The organism is Pigmentiphaga humi, from assembly GCF_900606115.1.
GTDB classification, from domain to species: domain Bacteria; phylum Pseudomonadota; class Gammaproteobacteria; order Burkholderiales; family Burkholderiaceae_B; genus Pigmentiphaga; species Pigmentiphaga humi.
On record NZ_UWPJ01000018.1, the window covers coordinates 26502 to 48022 of the forward strand.

The 21521-nt window shown below is 65.1% G+C and carries 18 protein-coding genes and 1 tRNA gene; 5 read left to right on the top strand and 14 right to left on the bottom strand.

Translation table 11 applies throughout. From position 1 onward, the window contains the following. Positions 1-36 precede the first annotated feature (36 nt). Positions 37-348, bottom strand: a complete 312-nt coding sequence (locus tag PIGHUM_RS11710; protein ID WP_124079781.1) for a hypothetical protein — start codon at positions 346-348, stop codon at positions 37-39. 478 nt (positions 349-826) lie between these two features. Between PIGHUM_RS11710 and PIGHUM_RS11715 the strand changes: the two genes are divergently transcribed. The 3 genes from PIGHUM_RS11715 to PIGHUM_RS11725 are packed head-to-tail and all read left to right on the top strand — an operon-like array spanning position 827 to position 3573. Further along, complete coding sequence (locus PIGHUM_RS11715) at positions 827-1813, top strand: YncE family protein (protein ID WP_425466722.1); 987 nt, start codon at positions 827-829, stop codon at positions 1811-1813. Continuing rightward, entirely contained in the window at positions 1800-2618 is an 819-nt protein-coding gene (locus PIGHUM_RS11720) for a polysaccharide deacetylase family protein (RefSeq protein ID WP_124079782.1), read from the top strand. The genes PIGHUM_RS11715 and PIGHUM_RS11720 overlap by 14 nt, the downstream gene beginning before the upstream one ends. Beyond that, complete coding sequence (locus PIGHUM_RS11725; protein ID WP_124079783.1) at positions 2605-3573, top strand: sterol desaturase family protein; 969 nt, start codon at positions 2605-2607, stop codon at positions 3571-3573. The genes PIGHUM_RS11720 and PIGHUM_RS11725 overlap by 14 nt, the downstream gene beginning before the upstream one ends. A 104-nt stretch (positions 3574-3677) precedes the next feature. On the opposite strand, the gene fabA is transcribed toward PIGHUM_RS11725, so the two are convergent. The 4 genes from fabA to PIGHUM_RS11745 form a co-directional block, all read right to left on the bottom strand. Continuing rightward, positions 3678-4193 (bottom strand): 3-hydroxyacyl-[acyl-carrier-protein] dehydratase FabA, encoded by a 516-nt coding sequence (gene fabA, locus PIGHUM_RS11730; RefSeq protein ID WP_124079784.1) that lies wholly within the window; start codon positions 4191-4193, stop codon positions 3678-3680. A gap of 175 nt (positions 4194-4368) precedes the next feature. Continuing rightward, a complete protein-coding gene (locus PIGHUM_RS11735; protein WP_124079785.1) occupies positions 4369-5907 on the bottom strand; it encodes a SpoVR family protein in 1539 nt (512 codons plus the stop codon). Next, positions 5904-7163, bottom strand: coding sequence for a YeaH/YhbH family protein (locus PIGHUM_RS11740; RefSeq protein WP_124079786.1), 1260 nt, complete (start codon positions 7161-7163; stop codon positions 5904-5906). The genes PIGHUM_RS11735 and PIGHUM_RS11740 overlap by 4 nt, the downstream gene beginning before the upstream one ends. A 142-nt stretch (positions 7164-7305) precedes the next feature. After that, entirely contained in the window at positions 7306-9228 is a 1923-nt protein-coding gene (locus PIGHUM_RS11745; protein WP_187697785.1) for a PrkA family serine protein kinase, read from the bottom strand. 371 nt (positions 9229-9599) lie between these two features. Here PIGHUM_RS11745 and PIGHUM_RS11750 point away from each other — a divergent pair. Beyond that, positions 9600-9676: transfer RNA gene (locus PIGHUM_RS11750), tRNA-Pro, on the top strand. Between the two features lie 195 nt (positions 9677-9871). On the opposite strand, the gene PIGHUM_RS11755 is transcribed toward PIGHUM_RS11750, so the two are convergent. Then, entirely contained in the window at positions 9872-10333 is a 462-nt protein-coding gene (locus PIGHUM_RS11755) for an Lrp/AsnC family transcriptional regulator (RefSeq protein ID WP_124079966.1), read from the bottom strand. A 133-nt stretch (positions 10334-10466) separates the two neighbouring features. Here PIGHUM_RS11755 and mdeB point away from each other — a divergent pair, with 133 nt between their 5' ends. Further along, entirely contained in the window at positions 10467-13163 is a 2697-nt protein-coding gene (gene mdeB, locus PIGHUM_RS11760; RefSeq protein WP_124079788.1) for an alpha-ketoglutarate dehydrogenase, read from the top strand. Between the two features lie 54 nt (positions 13164-13217). On the opposite strand, the gene PIGHUM_RS11765 is transcribed toward mdeB, so the two are convergent. From PIGHUM_RS11765 to thrS, 8 genes are all read right to left on the bottom strand, one after another. Further along, complete coding sequence (locus tag PIGHUM_RS11765; RefSeq protein ID WP_124079789.1) at positions 13218-13607, bottom strand: MerR family transcriptional regulator; 390 nt, start codon at positions 13605-13607, stop codon at positions 13218-13220. Positions 13608-13615: 8 nt separating this feature from the next. Continuing rightward, positions 13616-14002: an integration host factor subunit alpha gene (locus tag PIGHUM_RS11770; RefSeq protein ID WP_281279076.1), complete on the bottom strand. Its 387-nt coding sequence runs from the start codon at positions 14000-14002 to the stop codon at positions 13616-13618. A 21-nt stretch (positions 14003-14023) separates the two neighbouring features. Next, on the bottom strand, positions 14024-16435 hold the full coding sequence (gene pheT, locus PIGHUM_RS11775) for a phenylalanine--tRNA ligase subunit beta (protein ID WP_124079790.1): 2412 nt from the start codon (positions 16433-16435) through the stop codon (positions 14024-14026). A 208-nt stretch (positions 16436-16643) separates the two neighbouring features. Further along, positions 16644-17663: a phenylalanine--tRNA ligase subunit alpha gene (gene pheS / locus PIGHUM_RS11780; RefSeq protein WP_124079791.1), complete on the bottom strand. Its 1020-nt coding sequence runs from the start codon at positions 17661-17663 to the stop codon at positions 16644-16646. Between the two features lie 182 nt (positions 17664-17845). After that, complete coding sequence (rplT, locus tag PIGHUM_RS11785) at positions 17846-18205, bottom strand: 50S ribosomal protein L20 (RefSeq protein WP_124079792.1); 360 nt, start codon at positions 18203-18205, stop codon at positions 17846-17848. 29 nt (positions 18206-18234) lie between these two features. Beyond that, entirely contained in the window at positions 18235-18432 is a 198-nt protein-coding gene (gene rpmI / locus PIGHUM_RS11790; RefSeq protein WP_087840245.1) for a 50S ribosomal protein L35, read from the bottom strand. Between the two features lie 274 nt (positions 18433-18706). Continuing rightward, on the bottom strand, positions 18707-19270 hold the full coding sequence (gene infC, locus PIGHUM_RS11795; RefSeq protein WP_124079793.1) for a translation initiation factor IF-3: 564 nt from the start codon (positions 19268-19270) through the stop codon (positions 18707-18709). Positions 19271-19361: 91 nt separating this feature from the next. Beyond that, positions 19362-21308, bottom strand: a complete 1947-nt coding sequence (thrS, locus tag PIGHUM_RS11800; protein ID WP_124079794.1) for a threonine--tRNA ligase — start codon at positions 21306-21308, stop codon at positions 19362-19364. Positions 21309-21521: the final 213 nt, after the last annotated feature.

Sequence of the window (21521 nt, forward strand, 5' to 3'; positions counted from 1 at the left end):
GATGATGCGCTCCCGGGATGACAACCGTGCAAGCCCCTAGTGCAGCCGCTCGTACTGCACGCGGTGGATGGCGGGATGCCGCCCCAGGCCGAGCGCGAGCGCGTTGAGCGCGGCGCGCCGCCCCGGCGGGCAGTCGAGCGTCACCGACATGCGGTGGTCGGGATGCAGGCCGCCCGCGCAGGCCACGCGTATCTGCGAGATGCGCAGATCGTGCCGCGATAGTTCGGCATGCAGGTGCTGGCGCAAGCGGTCGAGCCGCGGCTCGGTGCTAAACACGGTCAGGCGATACTGGTTGGCGCCGCGCCGGAATCCGCCGCTCCAAACGCCAAAAAAACGGGCGAAACGCATGATGGCCTCCCGGCAAAAAAGGAAGACGACCTATGCGGCAAACGCCACCCCTGTCGTGAAGAGAGGCGGAAAGATGAAGTGCGGGAATCCCGCGTTCGGGCGGGCTGGGGACACTGCATCCTGGCTGGGCAGGATGCGGCGGACAAGGCTGCGGACCTGCTCAGGCGACGTTTGCCGTATAGGCGTAGGAACTGCCGTCGTTATCCACGACTTGCCTCGATGAATGCTGAAGCTGCTATGGTAGCCCGCCTGGAACCTAGGGGCAACCCTAGGTCCGTCCACGCATCCAGCATGCCGGCCGCCACGCGCGCGACAGGCCTCGATGCCGCTGCTGTCGCACGCGTCCAACAGCGGTGAAAAAGCAGTCCAAATTCCATGCGGCCCGCCTAGACTATGCACACTCGTCCGCCCTGCGGCCGCCCTTCGCCGCCGGGTTTGGCGGTTCGAGCAACTTGCGCGTGTCCCGACCTTGAAATCCCTGCTTGTCGCCCGCCTTGCCGCGGTCCTCGGCCTGTGCGCGGCGTTTGCCGTTTCCGCCGCCCTCCCCGCCCCGCCCATCATCGTCCTGAACTCGCTCGATGCCTCGGTCAGCGTCCTCGATCCGGTCACCTACGCCGAGACGCGGCGCATCCCGACCGGCAAGGAGCCTCACCACATCTACCTGACGCCGGACGACAAATCCCTGCTCGTGGCCAATGCCGCAAGCGACTCGCTCACCTTCATCGACCCGCTCACCGGCGACGTCCAGCGCACGATGACCGGCATCGTCGACCCCTACCAGCTGCGCTTTTCTCCCGACATGAAGTGGTTCGTCACGGCGGCCAATCGCCTGGATCACATCGACATCTACCAATGGAACGGGCTGGCCGGCTCGGCCGAGCCCAAATTGGCCAGGCGCATCCCCGCCAGCCGCACGCCCAGCCACCTGACCATAGACAGCAAGAGCCGGAACCTGTACGTGTCGCTGCAGGACAGCGACCAGTTGACCGCCATCGATCTCGCCACCCAGACTCCGCTCTGGACCATAGGCGTGGGCAAGACGCCTGCCGACGTCTACATCACCGCCGACGACCGCTACCTGCTGGTCGCCTTGACCGGTGACAAATACGTCGAGGTCTACGACCTGTCGGTCGCGCCGGCCAGGCTCGCCAAGCGCATCGAAACCGGCGCCGGCGCCCACGCTTTCCGGGCGCAGGGCGACGGCCGCCACCTGTTCGTCAGCAATCGCGCCGCCAACACCATCAGCCGCATCGACCTGCAGTCCATGGGCGTGGTGGACAGCTACCCCGCGCCGGGCGGGCCGGATTGCATGGAGGTGCTGGCCGACGGCAAGACCCTGCTGGTCACCTCGCGCTGGGCGAAGAAGCTGACCGTGATCGATACCGTGAAGAAGGCCGTGGTGCACCAGACCAAGGTGGGCCGCTCGCCCCACGGCGTCTGGACGCTGTCGCATGCGCCCCGGTAGCGCCCTGCCGCGCCGCGCGGCCGCGATCTGTGCCGCCCTGGCGCTGGCGCACGCGGCCCCGGCGCTGCCCGCCGAGCCGTGCGCGCAGCCCGTCTACCTCACCTTCGACACCGGCCACATGGGCGTGGCGCCGCTGGTGGCCGAAGTGCTGGAGCGGCAGCAGGTCAAGGCCACCTTCTTCCTGGCGAACGAAACCACCCGGGACGGCGGGGCCAGCCTGGACGATACCTGGGCGCCCTGGTGGCGGCGCATGGCCGAGGCCGGCCATGCCTTCGGCTCGCACACCTACGATCACGTCTATTGGCGCATGGACCTGCCCGGCGGCTTCCGCGTGCGGCCCGGCTTCGGCCCGCAGGCCGGCCGCACCCTGGACATGAGCGCGGCGCAATACTGCGCCGAGCTCGACCGCAGCGCGTCGCGCTTCCAGGCCATGACGGGCAAAACCATGCTCGCGCTGTTCCGCGCGCCGGGCGGCAAGACCTCGCCCGCCCTGCTGAAAGCCGCCGAGCAGCAATGCGGCTACCGCCACGTCGGCTGGGCCCCGGCCGGCTTCCTCGGCGACGAATTGCCCAGCAATACGCATCCCAACACCGCGTTGCTCGAGCGGGCCTTGCGCAATATCCGGGCTGGCGATATCTTGATGGCCCACCTGGGTATCTGGTCGCGGCAGGACCCCTGGGCGCCGGCGGTGCTGGAACCGCTCATCGAAGGCTTGAAGCGGCGCGGCATGTGCTTTGCCACGCTGGCCGATCATCCGCAATACCGGGCCTGGCTGGCCACGCATCACGTCCATGGAAAACCTTAGCGACCTGTTCTCGGCCACCCAGCAGTGGCTGTTCGAATCCCTGGTGCAGCCCGCGCTGTTCCATCTCGGTTTGAGCGGCTTCATTGAAGATGCCTACGACGGCACGATGTGGGTGCTCGCCGGCTGCCTGCAATTGCTGGTGATGCTGGCGATTTTCGTGCCGCTGCAGCGCTGGCGGCCGGTCGAGCGCATCATCGACAGCCAAGCCGTGCGCCTGGACATTCTCTACACCGCCATCCATTCGCTGGGCCTGTTCCGGCTGGCGCTTTTTTTCACCACGCAGCCGCTGGCCGAACACCTGTTCGGCGAATTACACATACTGGGTTTCTCGCCCTACCACTTGGACGAGATCTGGCCCGGCGTCACCGACCGCGCCTGGGTCAGCCTGATCCTGTACCTGCTGATCTTCGATTTCGTCGACTATGCCATCCATCGGGCCGAGCACAGCCTGCCGCGCCTGTGGGCGCTGCATGCGGTACACCATAGCCAGCGCCATATGACGCTCTGGTCCGACAACCGCAACCATTTGCTCAGCGACCTGCTGCGCGACACCCTGCTCGTGCTCGTCTCGCACCTGATCGGCGTGCCGCCCGCCCAATTCGTCGCCGTGGTGATCATCACGCGGCTGGTGGAAAGCTTTTCGCACGCCAACCTCAGGACGGGCTTCGGCCGCGTCGGCCAATACCTGCTGGTGGGCCCGCGCTTCCATCGCCACCACCACGCCATCGAACCGCCCGCGGTTCCCGGCCGTCCCGAAGCGAACTACAACTTCGGCGTGCTGTTTCCGATCTGGGACGTGCTCTTCCGCACCGCCCGCTTCGACGGCAACTACGGCCCCACCGGCATCAGCGACCAGTTGCCCGCCCACGGCAGCCGCGACTACGGACGCAGCTTCCTGGCCCAGCAATGGCTGGGCATCAAAAGATTCTGCCAGGGCAAAACCAGAGCACACTAGTGCGACGAATCAAAACAACGATGACCCAGGAAACCGCGGACCTGGCTCCGCCAGTCCGCCGGTTTCGCCCCCATTGAGGGGCGCGCTTCAGCGCGCAGGGGGGATCAGAAGCTTTCTGTCGAGGTAAAGAGACCGACGCGCAGGCCTTCGGCGGTGTAGATCTGGCGGCCGTCGACGCTCATCGTGCCGTCGGCGATGCCCAGCACCAGCGAACGGTTGATGGTGCGCTTGATGTCGATGTTGTAGGTGACTTTCTTGGCGGTGGGCAGCACCTGGCCGACGAACTTGACCTCGCCCGAACCGAGCGCGCGGCCGCGGCCGGGATTGCCCTGCCAGCCCAGGAAAAAACCGACCAGCTGCCACATCGCGTCCAGGCCCAGGCAGCCGGGCATGACCGGATCGCCTTCGAAGTGGCAGGCAAAGAACCAGAGGTCCGGATGGATGTCCAGTTCCGCAATGACCTGCCCCTTGCCGTATTTCCCGCCCTGATCCGAAATGTGCGTGATGCGGTCCATCATCAGCATGTTGGGAGCGGGCAGTTGCGCGTTGCCTTCCCCGAACAGCTCTCCGCGCGCGCAGCGCAGCAGTTCTTCACGGGAATAGGCATTCTGTTGAAGCATTGAGTGCATCCTAGAGGCGGCCGCGCGCCGCCTGCGGGCTGGCATGCCCGGCCCGGCGCGCTGGCTGTCGTTGCGGGGGTGACGTAAATGAGCCCGGCATTATAGAAGGATTCCGCCCGCGGCAAGCCGCGGGCGGGCTCCCAGGCCGCCCTCGCCTCCAGGCCTGCCTACGCGTTCAGGGCGAACGCTCGCGGAAGGTCTTCACGTTGCCTTGCGCATCGACCTCTTCCAACCGGACCTTGAAGCCCCAGAGCCGCGCCAGGTGCTTCATGACCTGGTCGGCATCCTCGGACTGAAGCGGCCGGCCGCGAGTCGTGACGTGGCGCAGCACCAGCGAGCGGTCGCTGTCGCGGTTGTAGCGCACCACCTGGATGTCCGGCACCATCATGTCGCGGTTGTGCTGGTCGGCCAGCAGGCGCCGCACGCGCCGGTAGCCCTCGTCGTCGTGGATGGCCTCGACTTCGATCTTGGGGTTGTCCTCGTGGTCGGCGATGGCGAAGAAGCGGAACTCCCGTATCAGCCGCGGCGACAGGAACTGCGCAATGAAGGATTCGTCCTTGAAATTGCGCATCGCGAAGTCCAGCGTCTTGAGCCAGTCGCTGCCGGCGATGTCGGGGAACCACTCGCGGTCTTCCGGCGTCGGGTGTTCGCAGATGCGGCGGATGTCCTGCATCATCGCGAAGCCCAGCGCGTAGGGGTTGATGCCGCCGTAGCCGCGCTGGTCGAAGCCGCGCTGCGCCACCACGTTGGTGTGGCTCTGCAGGAATTCGATCATGAATCCGTCGTTGACCAGCCCCTTCTCGTGCATCCGGTTCAGCAGCGTGTAGTGCCAAAAGGTCGCCCAGCCTTCGTTCATGACCTTGGTCTGGGTCTGCGGATAGAAATACTGGGCGAGCTTGCGCACGATGCGCACCAGTTCCTTCTGCCACGGTTCCAGCGCGGGCGAGTACTTCTCGACGAAGTAGAGGATGTTCTCCTCGGGCTCGGGAGGAAAGACGTTGGATTTGCTCGCCCGCTCCACCGCCTGGTCGCGCACCGGCACCGTGCGCCAGAGGTCGTTGTATTGCTGGCGCGCGTATTCGTCGCGTTCGACCTGGCGCTGCACTTCTTCCCGGTGGGAGATCGGATGCGGACGGCGGTAGCGGTCCACGCCGTGCGACATCAGCGCGTGGCACGAATCCAGCATGGCTTCCACCGGGCCAACGCCGTACTTGTCTTCGCAAGCCATGACGTAGTCGCGCGCGAAGACCAGGTAGTCCAGCATCCCGTCGGCCTCGGTCCACTGCCGGAACAGGTAGTTGCCCTTGAAGAAGGAGTTGTGGCCGTAGCAGGCATGCGCGATCACCAGCGCCTGCATGGCCATGGAGTTCTCCTCCATCAGGTAGGCGATGCAAGGATTGGAGTTGATCACGATCTCGTAGGCCAACCCCTGCACGCCCAGCCGGTAGGCCTGCTCGTTGCGGATGAACTCCTTGCCGTAGGACCAGTGCGCATAGCCGATGGGCAGGCCGACCGAGGCATAGGCATCGAGCATCTGCTCGGACGTGATGACCTCGATCTGATTGGGATAGGTATCCAGCTTGAATTCCCGCGCGCACTCGGCAATGGCCTCGTCATAGCGCTGGATCAGCTCGAAAGTCCACTCCGAGGTGGTCGAGATGGGCTGGACACCCGCCCGCCGAGCCTCGGATGCATGTTCGAGGGTTGCGCTCATGCCGCCTCCTTCTTGAACAAATCGTGCAGCACCGCGAAGATCTCGCGGCGCTCGCGTATGCGCCGCATCGCAAAATGCCGCGCCGTCTCGCGCTCGTACTCGGCCCACAGGCTGCTCTTGCGCATCTCGTCCACGTCGGGGATCTCGATGTAGGCGAAATAGCGCGTCAGCGGCAGCAGCTTCTCCGACAGGTAGCGCGCGCTCTTGGCCGCATCGGCGCCGAAGGAATCGCCGTCGGTGGCCTGGGCCGCGTAGACGTTCCACGACGAAGGCGGATAGCGCTCGGTCACGATCTCGTGCATCAGCTCCAGGGCCGAAAGCACCACCGTCCCGCCGCTCTTGGGATCGTGGAAGAAAGTCTGTTCGTCCACTTCCTCGGCATTGTCGGTATGGCGCACGAAGACGAGGTCGACCTGCTCGTACTTGCGCGTCAGGAACAGGTAGAGCAGCGTGAAGAAGCGCTTGGCGAGATCCTTCTTGTTCTCGTCCATGGAGCCGGATACGTCCATCAGGCAGAACATCACGGCGCGCGCCAGCGGCGACGGTTCGACCACCCGGTGCCGGTAGCGCAAATCCACCGTATCGAGGAACGGCACCTTCGCCAGCTTGCCCCGGTAGGTGTCGATCTCGGCCCGGATGGCGTCGAGCTCGTCTTCCGGCGCGCCGGATTTTTCCGACTCATCCAGGCGGTCCTGCGCCTCGGACAGGCTCGACCGCGCGCCGCTGCCCAGCGCGATGCGCCGCGACAGCGAGGTCTTGAGCGTGCGGCCCACGCTCAAGGTGCTTGGGGAGCCGCTGGTCGTATAGCCGGCCCGGCGCCATTTCTGCTGCTTGATGTCGCCGAGCTGGGTGCGGATCAGGTGCGGCAGCTCCATGTCCTCGAAGAAGATGTTCAGGAATTCCTCGCGCGACAGGCTGAACGAGAACTGGTCGACCGACTCGCCCTCGCCCGGCTCCTTGGGATCGCCGCCGTCGCCGCCGCGAGGCCGATCGATCTTGTCCCCTTTGGCGAACTCGCGATTGCCAGGGTGGACGATCTCGCGATCGCCGCCCCGGCCGTAGCGGAAGCTCGGCTCGGAGATGTCCTTGGCCGGGAGGTTGATCTCCCCGCCCTGGTCCATCTCCTCGATGGAGCGCTCCTGGACCATTTCCCGTACCGCCTTGCGGATCTGGTCCTTGTACCGCCTGATGAAGCGCTCCCGGTTGACAGCGCTCTTGTTCCGGCCGTTAAGCCGCCGATCGATGAGTGAATTCAAGTTGTTCCACCCTCTGTGCACAACCCTCTATGCATGAAACCAATGCCGCCAGACCCAGGGCACGGCGGATCCGGCTCTGCCGGTCCGCCAGTGCCGCCCCCTCGAGGGGGCCCGCGCAAGCGGGCAGGACGTAGGCTTTAACTCATGAAGACTTCCTTACGCGCAGGTACCATTCGCACAAGAGCCTGACCTGCTTCTCCGTATAGCCTTTCTCGACCATGCGTTCGACGAAGCTCTCGTGCTTGCGCTTGTCCTCGACCGACGCCTTGGCGTTGAACGAGATGACCGGCAGCAGGTCCTCGGTGTTGGAGAACATTTTCTTCTCGATCACCTCGCGCAGCTTCTCGTAGCTGGTCCATGCGGGGTTGCGGCCGCCGTTGTTGGCGCGGGCGCGCAGCACGAAGTTGACGATCTCGTTGCGGAAGTCTTTGGGGTTCGCGATGCCTGCGGGTTTCTCGATCTTCTCGAGCTCCGCGTTCAGCGAGGCGCGATCGAAACTCTCGCCGGTTTCCGGGTCGCGAAACTCCTCGTCCTGGATCCAGCAATCGGCGAATGTCACGTAGCGGTCGAAGATGTTCTGGCCATACTCGGAATACGATTCCAGGTAGGCCGTCTGGATCTCCTTGCCGATGAACTCCGCATAGCGCGGCGCCAGGTAGCCCTTGATGTGCTCCAGGTAGCGCCGGCGGATCTCGTCGGGGTAGTCTTCCCGGCCGATGCGCTGCTCGAGCACGTACATCAGGTGCACCGGATTGGCCGCGACCTCGGTCTGGTCGTAGTTGAAGACGCTCGACAGGATCTTGTAGGCGAAGCGCGTGGACACGCCGTTCATGCCTTCGTCGGTGCCGGCATAATCCTTGTACTCCTGCAGCACCTTGGCCTTGGGATCGACGTCCTTCAGGCTTTCGCCGTCGTAGACCCGCAGCTTGGAGTAGACGCTGGAGTTCTCGGGCTCCTTCAGGCGCGTGAGCACCGAGAACTGCGCCATGATCTCCAGCGTTCCCGGCGCGCACGGCGCATCCGACAGCGAACTGTTCTGCAGCAGCTTGCGGTAGATCTTGACCTCTTCCGAAATCTGCAGGCAGTACGGGACCTTGACGATGTAGATGCGGTCGAGGAAAGCCTCGTTATGCTTGTTGTTGCGGAAGGTCTGCCATTCGGACTCGTTGGAATGCGCAAGAATGGTGCCGCTGAACGGAATGGCGGAGAACCCCTCCGTGCCCTTGAAGTTGCCTTCCTGGGTCGCCGTCAGCAAGGGATGCAGCATCTTGATCGGGGCCTTGAACATTTCAACGAATTCGAGCAAGCCCTGGTTGGCCAGGCACAGCCCTCCCGAATAGCTGTAGGCATCCGGGTCGTCCTGCGAATAGCGGTCGAGCTTGCGGATGTCCACCTTGCCGACCAGCGAGGAGATATCCTGGTTGTTCTCGTCGCCCGGCTCGGTCTTGGCGATAGCTAGTTGCCGGAGCACCGAGGGCTGCAGCCGCACGATGCGGAATTGCGAGATGTCGCCGTCGAATTCCTTCAGGCGCTTGATCGCCCATGGCGACATGATTCCCGACAGATAGCGGCGCGGGATGCCGTATTCCTTTTCGAGCTGCTCGCCGAAGCGTTCGGGCTGGAACAGGCCGAGCGGCGACTCATTGACCGGCGAGCCTTTCAGCGCATAGATCGGATAGGCTTCCATCAGCGCCTTCAGGCGCTCGGCGATGGAAGACTTGCCGCCGCCGACCGGGCCGAGCAGATAGAGGATTTGCTTGCGCTCTTCCAGGCCCTGGGCCGCATGTTTGAAGAACGCCACGATCTGGTCGATCACGTCCTCCATCCCGAAGAATTCCTTGAAGGCGGGATAGCGGCGGATCAGGCGATTAGAGAACAGGCGCGACAGGCGTGGATCGTTGCGCGTATCGATCAGCTCGGGTTCGCCGATCGCCGCGAGCATGCGTTCGGCGGAGCTCGCGTAGACCATGGGATCGCGGCGCGCGAGATCCAGGTACTCGCCGAGCGAAAGCTCGGTTTCCTGCGTCTTGGCGTATTGGGCCTTGAATCCTTCAACGATATTCAGCACGGACTACCTCCAACAGCGAGTAATGGGAAACTTCGCAACTCTGTTGTTGTAGTGCCGGATCGAACCGGCCTCCGGTTTCTCCCGCCGGATGATGTGTCTGCCTCGGCTCTCCTTCCTTGGGATCGTTGTGAACATCATACGGCGCAACTGCCAAGAGGGCTCCGCTTATGTTGCGCACGGGCGATAAATTTTTGTCACCGGTTCGCGTGGAATGAAGCGAACTCGATATTCATATGGCAGAACAGACATGCATGGAGTTCCGCACTGCGCCGAATCAGGACGGCCGGCGATTGCAGTCGGTTTCACTGAAATAAAAACAGGCGGTGGCTTACCCTTGCCCAAAAACTTCTGATATACTTTCTGTCTTTCGGGGCGTAGCGCAGCCTGGTAGCGCACTTGCATGGGGTGCAAGGGGTCGCGAGTTCGAATCCCGCCGCCCCGACCATACACAAGTTCTTGATTCGTATAGTCGGAACCCGAAGAAAAAGCCCGGTAGCCACAAGCTGCCGGGCTTTTTGTTTTGCGGGCGCGGGCCCAAGCGAAGCGGATAAAAGAAGCAGGAAAAACCGCGTCACAATTGTCATGCTCGCCAACAACTGAAACAGCCTCGGTGTCTGCGCCGAGGTACAAACTCCCCCGTTTACCTGAGCGGCAAGGCGGTCTTGTAGCGCACCTGCTTGAGCGCGAAGCTGGAACGGATCTTCTCGACCTGCGCGATCGGCGACAACTGTTCGAGGATGAAGCTCTCCAGCGCAGGCATGTCCGGCACCGCCACCCGCAGCAGGTAGTCGGCGTCGCCTGTCATCAGATAGCACTCCATCACCTCTTCGCGCGCACAGATCGCGTCCTCGAATACCTGCAGCGCCTCCCTGTTCTGTTGCTTCAGGCTGATGGAGATGAACACGTTCAGGTGCAGGCCCAGTTGCTGCGGGTCGAGCAACGCGACGTACTGGCGTATCAAGCCCGCGGCTTCCAGCGCGCGCACGCGGGCCAGGCAGGGCGAAGGAGACAGGTGCACGCGGCGTGCCAATTCCACGTTGGAGATGCTGGCGTCGGCCTGCAATTCGGCCAGTATGCGGCGGTCGATGTCGTCAAGATTCATCATGCTTTGAAATCCAATTTATTCAGTATTTTATGCTGATCGAATGGGCTTCAAGCAAGATTATCGGGCACATATGCTTGGCGACGGCGCGTAGAATTTTTTGCATTCCGACACCCGCCGCCAGAGAGTCTCCATGTACGACGATGCCCGCCACCTGCATGCCCCCGCCAATGCCCAGGGCGACTCCGACCCCGAGGAAACCCAGGAGTGGCGCGACGCCCTGCTGTCGCTGCTCGACGCCGGCGGGCCGCAGCGGGCGCGCGAAATCCTCGACATGCTGGCGCGCGTGGCCGGCGAGTCCGGCCTGGCCTGGCGGCCGGGCCTGAACACGCCCTATGTCAACACCATTGCGGCATCCGCGCAGCCGCCCTTCCCTGGCGATCTCGCGATGGAAGAACGGCTGGCGTCGCTGATGCGCTGGAACGCGCTGGCCATGGTGGTGCGCGCCAACCAGGCCTATGGCGAGCTGGGCGGACACATCGCCAGCTATGCCAGCGCGGCCGACTTGTTCGAGGTGGGCTTCAACCATTTCTTCCGCGCCGGCGTGCCCGACGCGGCCGACCTGGTGTTCTACCAGCCCCACTCGGCCCCCGGCGTCTATGCGCGCGCTTTTCTCGAAGGCCGCTTGGCCGAGCGCGACCTGGCCCACTACCGGCGCGAACTCGCCGCGCCGCGCCACGGCGCGCAAGGGCTGTCCAGCTATCCCCACCCCTGGCTGATGCCGGCGTTCTGGCAGTTTCCCACCGGGTCCATGGGCATCGGCCCGATCAGCTCCATCTACCATGCGCGCTTCATGCGCTACCTGTCGCATCGCGGCCTGCTCGACACCACCGGGCGCCGCATCTGGGGCATTTTCGGCGACGGCGAGATGGACGAGCCCGAGAGCATGTCGGCGCTGACCCTGGCCGCGCGCGAGAAGCTCGACAATCTCGTCTGGGTGGTCAACTGCAACCTGCAGCGGCTGGACGGCCCGGTGCGCGGCAACGGCCGCATCGTCGACGAACTGGAAGCCCTGTTCGCCGGCGCCGGCTGGAACGTCATCAAGCTGCTGTGGGGGTCGGACTGGGACGGCCTGTTCGCGCGCGATACGAACGGCGCGCTGCGGCAGGCCTTCGCCCGCACGGTCGACGGCCAGCTCCAGACCTTCGCCGCCAAGGACGGCCGCTTCAATCGCGAGCGTTTCTTCGGCCAGGATCCGGAACTGGCGGCGCTGGCCGAAGGCCTGACCGACGCCCAGATCGACCTGCTCAAGCGCGGCGGCCACGACCTGGTCAAGATCCACGCCGCCTACCATGCGGCGGCCCGGCATGCCGGCCGGCCCACCGTCATCCTGGCCCAGACCAAGAAAGGCTACGGCATGGGCGAAGCCGGCCAGGGGCGCATGACCACGCACCAGCAGAAAAAACTAGACCGCGACGCCCTGCTGGCCTTCCGCGACCGTTTCGAGCTTCCCCTGGACGACGAACAGGCTGCCTCGCTGGCCTTCTACCATCCCGGGCCCGACAGCGCGGAAGTCCGCTATCTGCAGGAAAAGCGTACGGCGCTGGGAGGACACCTGCCGGCGCGGCCAGTCCGGGCCGAGCCATTGCCCGTGCCGGCACTGGAGACCTGGGGGAAGTTCGCGATCGCTCCCGAGGGCAAGGAAATGTCGACCACCATGGCCTTCGTGCGCATGCTGGGCAGCCTGCTCAAGGACCCGACGCTGGGGCCGCGCATCGTGCCCATCGTGGCCGACGAGGCGCGCACCTTCGGCATGGCCGGGCTGTTCCGGCAGGTCGGCATCTACGCCAGCGCCGGCCAGTGCTACGAACCCGAGGACATCGGTTCGGTGCTCAGCTATCGCGAGGCCAGCAACGGCCAGATCCTGGAGGAAGGCATCAGCGAAGCCGGCGCCATCAGTTCCTGGGTGGCCGCGGCCACCAGCTATTCCGTGCATGGCACGCCTATGCTGCCCTTCTACATCTATTACTCGATGTTCGGCTTCCAGCGCATCGGCGACCTGATCTGGGCCGCTGCCGACCAGCGCGCCCGCGGCTTCCTGCTCGGCGCCACAGCCGGCCGCACCACGCTGGGCGGCGAAGGGCTGCAGCACCAAGACGGCAGCAGCCTGCTCAGCGCCGCCGCCGTGCCCAACTGCCGCGCCTACGATCCCGCCTTCGCCGCCGAGACCGCCGTGCTGATCGAACATGGCATGCGCGCCATGCTCGAAGAACAGCAGGACGTCTTCTACTACCTCACGCTGATCAACGAGAACCAGGCCCAGCCCACGCTTCCGGACGGCGTCCGCGACGGCATCGTCCAGGGGCTGTACCGCTACGCCGGCCACGGGAAGGGCGAGCCTGCCGCGCGGCTGCTGGGTTCGGGCGCCATTCTGCGGGAAGCCATCGCCGCCTCGCAGATGCTGGCGGACGACTGGGATATCCCCACCGAAGTCTGGAGCGCCACCAGCTATAGCGAACTGGCGCGGCAGGCCCAGGACGTCGAACGCTGGAACCGGCTGCATCCGGGCCAGGCCCCGCGCACCAGCCATCTGGAACGCTGCCTGGGCGGCACGCAGCCGGTGATCGCCGCCAGCGACTACGTGCGCGCCTGGCCCGCGCTGATCGCGCCCCACTGCGCCGCGCGCTTCGTCGCGTTGGGCACCGACGGCTTCGGCCGCAGCGATACCCGCGCCGAACTCAGGGATTTCTTCGAGGTCGATCGCCGCCACATCGTGCTGGCGACGCTGGATGCGCTGGCGCGCGAGGGGCGCATCGATATCGAGTGCTGCCAACGCGCCATCGCGCGCTACGGCATCGATGTCGAATCGGCCGCCCCGTGGACGCGCTGATCAGCCGCGCGGCGAGCAAGGCCTCGCCGCCTCCGGCCATGGGCCGGCCGCGGCTCAGGCTTGCAGGACCGAGCCTATGCTGTCGGAAATCGCCCGCAGCTCTTCGCGGATGGCGGCCAGCTCGCTTTCCTTGATCGCCACCGTGGGCGCTTCGGGCTCGCGCTCTTCTTCCCAGCCGGTGCCGTCCAGGCGGTTGCGCGCGCCGCTGATGGTAAAGCCCTGCTCGTACAGCAGTTCGCGGATGCGGCGGATCAACAGCACCTCGTGGTGCTGGTAGTAGCGGCGGTTGCCGCGCCGCTTGATGGGCTTGAGCTGGGTGAATTCCTGCTCCCAGTAGCGCAGCACGTGCGGCTTGACGCCGCACAGATCGCTGACTTCGCCTATCGTGAAATAGCGCTTGGCGGGAATGGGAGGGAGCACGACGGGAGTTTCGATGCGGGCCATGAGACCTCTCAGGACTGGTTCTGTTCGCGCAAGGCGACCTGCTCGACCATGCTCTTGAGCTTCTGGCTTGCATGGAAGGTGACGACGCGGCGGGCGGCAATGGGTATTTCCTCGCCCGTCTTGGGGTTGCGGCCCGGCCGCTGCGGCTTGTTGCGCACCTGGAAGTTGCCGAAGCCCGAGAGCTTGACCATGTCGCCACGCTCCAGCGCGTCGCGGATTTCCTCGAAGAAGGTCTCGACCATGTCCTTGGCTTCGCGCTTGTTCAGACCGACCCGTTCGAACAGCAAATCGGCCAGTTCGGCCTTGGTCAGGGTACGGGGATCGGTCCCGGACGGCGCATCGACGTCGGTGTCGAAGGCGTCCGGGGCGTAGCTGTCGGAAACGAGAGAATGCATAGACTCGGGATGGAACTCGGTTCAGACCCTCAATCGCGCGCCGTGTCCGGTTTCCAGCGCGGCGCGGATGCGGGCCAGGCACGACTCCACGCGGGCGTCGTCCAGGGTTACCGAAGTATCCTGTAGCCAGAAGCGGAAGGCAAGGCTTTTTTCCTTTTCTAACAAGGACTTATCCCGCCAAACATCGAAAATGCGTGCATCTTTGACCACCGCCAGTTCGGGCTCCGAAGCCAGCAGATTCCGCACCGTATCCAGCATGGCCTGCGCCGGCACCGCTTCCGCCACCCACAGCGCGAGGTCGCGGATCACCACGGGCTGGCGCGAGATCTCGTGCAGTTCCGGCAGAGGCCGGACGGCCACGCGTTCGGCGTCCAGTTCGAACACCACGGGCGCGTGCGGCAGCTCGGCGCGTTGCGTCCAGCGGGGGTGCAGCTCGCCGATCCAGCCGGCGGGCTCGCCGTCGATCACGATGCGTGCGCAACGGCCCGGATGCAGCGCGGGATGCTCGCCGGGCTCGAACCGCAGGGACTCGCGATAGCCGCCTGCCAGCAGGGCCTCGACGTCGGCCTTGACGTCGTAGAAGTCCACCTGGCGGGTCTGCGCGCCCCACTGCTCCTCCACGGCCGGCCCATAGGCCAGGCCGGCCAGCCGCATCGGCTGGTTCACGCCGGCAACCGCGGCCGGGCCGTCCTGCACGGCGGCATCGCGCCAGAACACCCGGCCCAGTTCGAACACGCGCACCCGCGCGGTCTTGCGGTTCAGGTTGTACTGCGCATTCGCCACCAGGCCGCCGATCAGGCTGCTGCGCATCACCGACAACTGGCTGGCGATGGGGTTGAGCAGGCGGATCGGATCGGCGTTGCCGGCGTAGTCGCGCTCCCACTCGGCCTCGACGAAGCTGAAGTTGATCACTTCCTGGTAATCGAGGTCGGCCATCAAATGGCGCAGTTCGTGGAAGCTGCGCCGCCCTTCCGGCAACGCGCGCACCGCCGCGCGCGCCATCGGCGGCAGGTCGGGGATGCGCTCGAAGCCGTAGACGCGGGCCACTTCCTCGATCAGGTCTTCCTCGATCTCGATGTCGAAACGGAAGGAAGGCGGCGTCACGACGAAGGCATCGGCCTCGCGCGCGAACGCCAGCCCCAGGCGCGTGAAGATGCCGGCGATTTCCTCGTCGGACACCGCCACGCCCAGTACCTTGCGGCAACGCTCCAAGCGCATGCGCACCGGCTTGCGTTCGGGCAGGTTGACGACCTGGTCGTCCAGCGGCCCCGCCTGGCCGCCGCAAACCTGGACGATCAGGCTGGTGAGGTATTCGATGTCGGCCGGGATCGTGGCGAAATCCACGCCCCGCTCGAAGCGGTAGCCGGCGTCCGTGCTGAAGTTGAAGCGGCGCGAGCGCCCGGCGATGCTCGCCGGCCACCAGAATGCCGCCTCGATGTAGATGTCGCGGGTTTCGGTCGAGACCGACGTGGCTTCGCCGCCCATGATCCCGGCCAGGCACTCCGGCCCGTTGTCGTCGGCGATCACGCCGACCTCGCCGTCGACTTCCACGGTCTGGCCGTTCAGCAGCTGCACGCTTTCGCCGGCCCGGCCCCAGCGCACCTGCAGGCCGCCATGGATCTTGGCCAGGTCGAAGACGTGGCTGGGACGGCCCCGCTCCAGCATGACGTAGTTGGAAATGTCCACCAGCGCCGAAATCGGCCGCTGGCCGGCGCGTTCGAGCCGGCGCTTGATCCACTCCGGCGTCGGCGCGGCGGCGTTCACGCCGCGCACCACCCGGCCCGCGTAGCGGCCGCACAAATCCGGCGCCTGTACGTCCACCGCCACCCTATCGTCGATGGCGACCGGCACCGGCGCCAGCCCGGGCACCGAGAGCGGCGACCCGGCCAGGGCCGACACCTCGCGCGCCACGCCCAGCACCGACAGGCAATCCGCCTTGTTGGGCGTGAGCTTGAGCGTGAACACCGTATCGTCCAGCTGCAGCCAGTCGCGCACCGAGGCGCCCACGTCCGCATCGGCGCCCAGGTCCAGCAGGCCGGCGTGATCCTGCGACAGCCCCAGTTCGCGCGCCGAGCACAGCATGCCCGACGATTCGACGCCGCGCATCTTGGCCACGCCGATCTCCATGCCGCCGGGCAGGCGCGCGCCCACCGTCGCCAGCGGCACCTTCATGCCCGCGGCCACATTGGGCGCGCCGCAGACGATCTGCAACGGCTCGCCCTGCCCCGCGTCGATGCGGCACACCCGCAGCTTGTCGGCGTTCGGGTGCGGCTCGACCGACACCACCTGCGCCACCACCACCCCGCTGAACGCCGGCGCCACCGCGGCCGTTTCCTCGACCTCCAGGCCCGCCATGGTCAGCTGGTGCGCCAGTTCGTCGGTCGATATGTCGGGGTTGGTCAACGCCCGCAGCCAAGACTCTGGAAAAAGCATGTGTGTGCCCCCCCCCTACGCGCTTACGCGCGCCCCCCAGGGGGCGAGGCGGGCGGACCGGCAAAGCCGGATCCACCGCCTCCTGGATCAGAATCAGCGCGACATCGGAGCGTCGGTTCTGATCCAGGGCACAGCGGATCCGGCTTTGCCGGTCCGCCAGTGCCGCCCCCTGGGGGGGCGCGCGTAAGCGCGTAGGGGGGGGCCTCCTCTATTTGAATTGTTTCAGGAAACGGAGATCGCCTTCGAAGAACTGGCGCAGGTCGTTGACGCCGTAGCGCAGCATGGTCAGGCGCTCCAGGCCCGAGCCGAAGGCAAAGCCGATGTAGCGTTCGGGATCCAGTCCGAAGTTGCGGACGACCGTGGGGTGCACCTGGCCGGAACCGGAGATTTCGAGCCAGCGGCCTTTGTTCGGGCCGGAGGTGAACATCATGTCGATTTCGGCCGAGGGCTCGGTGAACGGGAAGAACGACGGGCGGAAACGCAGCACCAGGTCGTCGGTCTCGAAGAAGGCCCGCAGGAAGTCGGTATAGACGCCCTTCAGGTCCGCGAACGAGATGTTCTCGTCTATCCACAGCCCTTCCACCTGATGGAACATCGGCGAATGCGTGGCATCGCTGTCGACGCGGTAGGTCCGGCCGGGCGCGATCACCTTGATGGGCGGCCGGTTGGCGCGCGCGTAGCGCACCTGCATCGGGCTGGTGTGCGTGCGCAGCAGCAGCGGCAGGCCCTTGTCGTCCTTCATGTCCACGTAGAACGTATCCTGCATCGAGCGGGCGGGATGGTTCTCGGGGTTGTTCAGCGCGGTGAAATTGGTCCAGTCGTTCTCGATCTCGGGGCCGTCCGCCACGTCGAAACCGATGGAACGGAAGATCTGCTCGATGCGCTCCCAGGTGCGGATCACCGGATGGATGCCGCCCGTGCCGCGGCCGCGTCCCGGCAGCGTGACGTCGATGGTCTCTTCCGCGAGCCGGGCGGCCAGCTTGGCGTCGGCCAAGGCCTGGCGGCGCTCGTTGAGCAAGGCCTCGATCCGGCTCTTGGCCTCGTTGATGCGCGCGCCTTCGCTACGCTTCTGTTCAGGGGTCAGGCTTGCCATGCCCTTGAGCAGCGCGGTCAGCGCGCCCTGCTTGCCCAGGAACCGGGCTTTTTCATTCTCCAGCGCATTGGGGTCGGGCGCGGCTGCGAAGGCCTCCCCGGCTTGGCTTATCAGATCGTCCAGATTCTGGGACATGGCGGATTCGTATCGGTGAGAAAAAATAGGCGCTTCTTTGCCTTGGCGCAGCCCGGCGGCAAACCTGCGCCGCAAACGCGAACGGGGCTTCGAAAGAAGCCCCGTTCGGGTGTTGCACTCGGCATTGACGCCTGGCGGTCCAGCCGGCAAAGCTGGCCGGACCCTGCCAGGGCGACGCGAGTTTAGGCGGCCAGGGCGTTCTTGACTTGCTGCACGATCGCGGCAAAACCTGCCTTGTCGCGCACAGCCAGGTCGGCCAGAACCTTGCGGTCCAGATCGATGGCAGCCTTCTTCAGGCCGGCGATGAACACGCTGTAGGACACGCCATGCTCGCGAACGGCGGCGTTGATACGCGTGATCCACAGCGCGCGGAAGGTGCGCTTCTTGGCGCGGCGGTCGCGGTAGGCATATTGCCCGGCGCGCATGACCGCCTGCTTGGCGATGCGGAAAACGTTGCCGCGGCGGCCACGGTAACCCTTGGCGGCGGTGAGGACTTTCTTGTGGCGGGCCCGTGCGGTAACCCCACGTTTGACTCTAGGCATTCGAAAACTCCAATATCAGCAGTTGGGTATCAGGCGAACGGCATCATTGCCCGGACCGACTTCACGTCGGCCTCGTGCACTGCCGTGGAACCGCGCAACTGGCGCTTGTTCTTGGTCGTTTTCTTGGTGAGGATGTGGCGCTTGAACGCCTGGCCCCGCTTGATGGAACCGCTACCGCGGACCTTGAAGCGCTTGGCAGCGCTTTTCTTGGTCTTCATCTTAGGCATGACTGCTTCCTGTACGTTTACATGCTCACGGGTGCCGGCCGTTGGCGCCGGACTTGACGACCCGCATTCACTTGTTTTACCTGCCCAGGCCCAGGGCGACGCACCGTGCCGGCGGATGACCGCCGCACGGATTTGAAGGCGTCCCTTGCAGGAACCAAAAGGATCGAGCCCCGGTAAACCCGGAGACTCCCGGCGCCAGGATTTGCTGCGCCGTACTTGCGCCAAGCCACGCCCAACCTGCAGCGTGGCCCGGAAAACCAGCGATTATAGCGCGTTATTCGCCTGCAGCGCCTTTGCCGCCGCCCGGCGCCTTCTCGGGCGCCTTTTTCTTGGGAGCCAGCACCATCACCATCTGCCGGCCCTCGAGCTTGGGCATGGCCTCGACCGCGCTGACCTCGAGGAGATCGTCACGGACACGCTCGAGCACGCGCATGCCGAGTTCCTGGTGGGCCATTTCACGGCCGCGAAAACGCAGCGTGACCTTGGCCTTGTCGCCCTCTTCCAGGAAGCGGCGCAGGTTGCGCAGCTTGACCATGTAGTCGCCCTCGTCCGTGCCCGGACGGAACTTGACTTCCTTGACCTGAATGATCTTTTGCTTGAGCTTGGCTTCGTGCTGCCGCTTCTGCTCCTGGTACTTGAACTTGCCGTAGTCCATCAGGCGACAGACGGGCGGCTGCGCATTGGGCGCGATTTCTACCAGGTCAACATCATTCTGTTCGGAAAGCCTAACTGCTTCGGCCAGCTTGACGATGCCAAGCTGTTCGCCGTCGACCCCAATCAGGCGCACCTCAGGTGCGGAAATTTCACCATTGATGCGATTCGGCTTGTCGGTAGCGATGTCTGAAACTCCTCAGTTCGTTTGAAATGGGCCGCGCGCGGCGCAATGCCCGCCGTTTCCAGCCGCCCCGCAACCGGAGCGGCCAGCCGCGTCACGGCTGGGTGGAAACTTCGGGATTGCGGCGTTCGGCCACGTCGGCAGCGAGCCGCGACGAGAAGGCATCGAGCGGAAGAACCCCGACATCGACGCCGCCGCGGGCGCGCACGGCCACGGATCCAGCCTGCCGTTCCTTTTCCCCGACAACGAGGATGTACGGAATTTTCTGCAGGCTATGCTCTCGGATTTTATAGGTGATCTTTTCGCCACGCAAATCCGACTCGACCCTAAACCCTTGTTTTTTCAGGGTTTGCGCGACACTTTCGGCATATTCGGCAGTCGATTCCGAAATATTGCAGACCACGGCCTGCACCGGCGCCAGCCACGGCGGCATCGCGCCGCCGAAATGCTCGATCAGCATGCCGATGAAACGCTCCATCGAACCGAGGATGGCCCGGTGCAGCATCACGGGCGTCAGGCGCTGGTCGTGCTGGTCGACATATTCGGCCCCCAGGCGGCCCGGCATCGAGAAATCCACCTGGATGGTGCCGCACTGCCAGTGGCGGCCGATGGCGTCCTTGAGCGTGTACTCGATCTTGGGGCCGTAGAAGGCGCCGTCGCCCGGGCTGATCTCGAACTCGCAGCCCGAGCGGCGCAGGCTTTCGATCAGCGCATGCTCGGCCTTGTCCCAGACCTCGTCCGAGCCGATCCGGCTTTCCGGGCGCGTGGCGATCTTGTACAGGATGTCGGTGAAGCCGAAATCGCGGTAGACGCGCTGCAGTTGTGACGTGAACGCGACGCACTCGTCCAGGATCTGGTCTTCGGTACAGAAGATATGGCCGTCGTCCTGCGTAAAGCCGCGCACCCGCATCATGCCGTGCAGCGAGCCCGAGGGCTCGTTGCGGTGGCACTGGCCGAACTCGCCGAAGCGCAGCGGCAGGTCGCGGTAGGAATGCAGGTTGGCCTTAAAGATCTGCACGTGGCCCGGGCAGTTCATGGGCTTGAGCGCGTAGTAGCGGTTCTCGGACTCGGTCGTGAACATGTTGTCACGGTAGTTGTCCCAGTGGCCCGTCTTTTCCCACAGCGAGCGGTCCAGGATCTGCGGCGCCTTGACCTCCTGGTAGCCGCTGTCGCGATAGACCCCGCGCACGTATTGCTCGACCTGCTGCCAGATGGCCCAGCCCTTGGGATGCCAGAACACCAGGCCCGGCGCCTCGTCCTGGAAGTGGAACAGGTCCAGTTCGCGGCCCAGGCGGCGATGGTCGCGCTTTTCGGCCTCTTCCAGCATATGCAGGTAGGCGTCCTGCTCCTCTTTCCTGGCCCAGGCCGTGCCGTAGATGCGCTGCAGCATCTCGTTCTTGCTGTCGCCGCGCCAATAGGCGCCGGCCACCTTCATCAGCTTGAACACCTTGAGCTTGCCGGTGGACGGCACGTGCGGGCCGCGGCACAGGTCGACGAAGTCGCCTTCGCGGTACAGCGTGATCTTCTGCTCGGCCGGAATCGAGGCGATGATCTCGGCCTTGTATTTCTCGCCGATGGAATCGAAGAACGCGACGGCGTCGTCGCGCTTCCATTCCTCGCGCGTGACGGTCTCGTCCTTCTTGGCCAGTTCCATCATCTTGTTCTCGATGGCTGCCAGGTCTTCGGGCGTGAAGGGACGCGAATACGAGAAGTCGTAGTAGAAGCCGTTCTCGATGACCGGGCCGATGGTGACCTGCGCGTCCGGGTACAGCGACTTGACCGCATAGGCCAGCAGGTGGGCGGTCGAATGGCGGATCAGGTCCAGGCCGTCGGCGTCCTTGGCCGTGACGATGGCAAGCCGGGCATCCCGGTCGATCGTGAAGCTGGTATCGACCAGGGCGGGCTCGCTGCCTTCGTAGGCGACCCGGCCGGCCAGGGCGGCCTTGGCCAGCCCCGCGCCGATCGATGCGGCCACGTCGGCCACCGTTACCGGAGCCGGGAACTCACGCTGGGAACCGTCTGGCAGCGTTACCTTGATCATTTGGAACAAACCTCGAAAGATGAAGCGCGGCGCGCTTGCATGACAGCAGGCAAAAAAAACGCGGCTGGCCGCCGCGTTCTTCATTTTCTACAGGATCCCGGGCCCGAGCCCGGCGGAAACAGACGATGCGATCCAGGAAACCAACGCGGCTAGCCGACGATGTTCCCCGAGGTAGTTCGCGCGCTCGAAACGGCTTGGAGGCGTCCGCTCATT

Bases quoted from the DNA above. Each gene is read 5' to 3' on its own strand.
- fabA (WP_124079784.1), bottom strand. From the start codon at position 4,193: ATGCTTCAACAGAATGCCTATTCCCGTGAAGAACTGCTGCGCTGCGCG.
- pheS (WP_124079791.1), bottom strand. From the start codon at position 17,663: ATGTCCCAGAATCTGGACGATCTGATAAGCCAAGCCGGGGAGGCCTTC.
- PIGHUM_RS11735 (WP_124079785.1), bottom strand. From the start codon at position 5,907: ATGAGCGCAACCCTCGAACATGCATCCGAGGCTCGGCGGGCGGGTGTC.
- PIGHUM_RS11765 (WP_124079789.1), bottom strand. From the start codon at position 13,607: ATGGCCCGCATCGAAACTCCCGTCGTGCTCCCTCCCATTCCCGCCAAG.
- thrS (WP_124079794.1), bottom strand. From the start codon at position 21,308: ATGATCAAGGTAACGCTGCCAGACGGTTCCCAGCGTGAGTTCCCGGCT.
- PIGHUM_RS11770 (WP_281279076.1), bottom strand. From the start codon at position 14,002: ATGCATTCTCTCGTTTCCGACAGCTACGCCCCGGACGCCTTCGACACC.
- PIGHUM_RS11720 (WP_124079782.1), top strand. From the start codon at position 1,800: ATGCGCCCCGGTAGCGCCCTGCCGCGCCGCGCGGCCGCGATCTGTGCC.
- rplT (WP_124079792.1), bottom strand. From the start codon at position 18,205: ATGCCTAGAGTCAAACGTGGGGTTACCGCACGGGCCCGCCACAAGAAA.
- PIGHUM_RS11710 (WP_124079781.1), bottom strand. From the start codon at position 348: ATGCGTTTCGCCCGTTTTTTTGGCGTTTGGAGCGGCGGATTCCGGCGC.
- PIGHUM_RS11725 (WP_124079783.1), top strand. From the start codon at position 2,605: ATGGAAAACCTTAGCGACCTGTTCTCGGCCACCCAGCAGTGGCTGTTC.
- rpmI (WP_087840245.1), bottom strand. From the start codon at position 18,432: ATGCCTAAGATGAAGACCAAGAAAAGCGCTGCCAAGCGCTTCAAGGTC.
- PIGHUM_RS11755 (WP_124079966.1), bottom strand. From the start codon at position 10,333: ATGAATCTTGACGACATCGACCGCCGCATACTGGCCGAATTGCAGGCC.
- pheT (WP_124079790.1), bottom strand. From the start codon at position 16,435: ATGCTTTTTCCAGAGTCTTGGCTGCGGGCGTTGACCAACCCCGACATA.
- mdeB (WP_124079788.1), top strand. From the start codon at position 10,467: ATGTACGACGATGCCCGCCACCTGCATGCCCCCGCCAATGCCCAGGGC.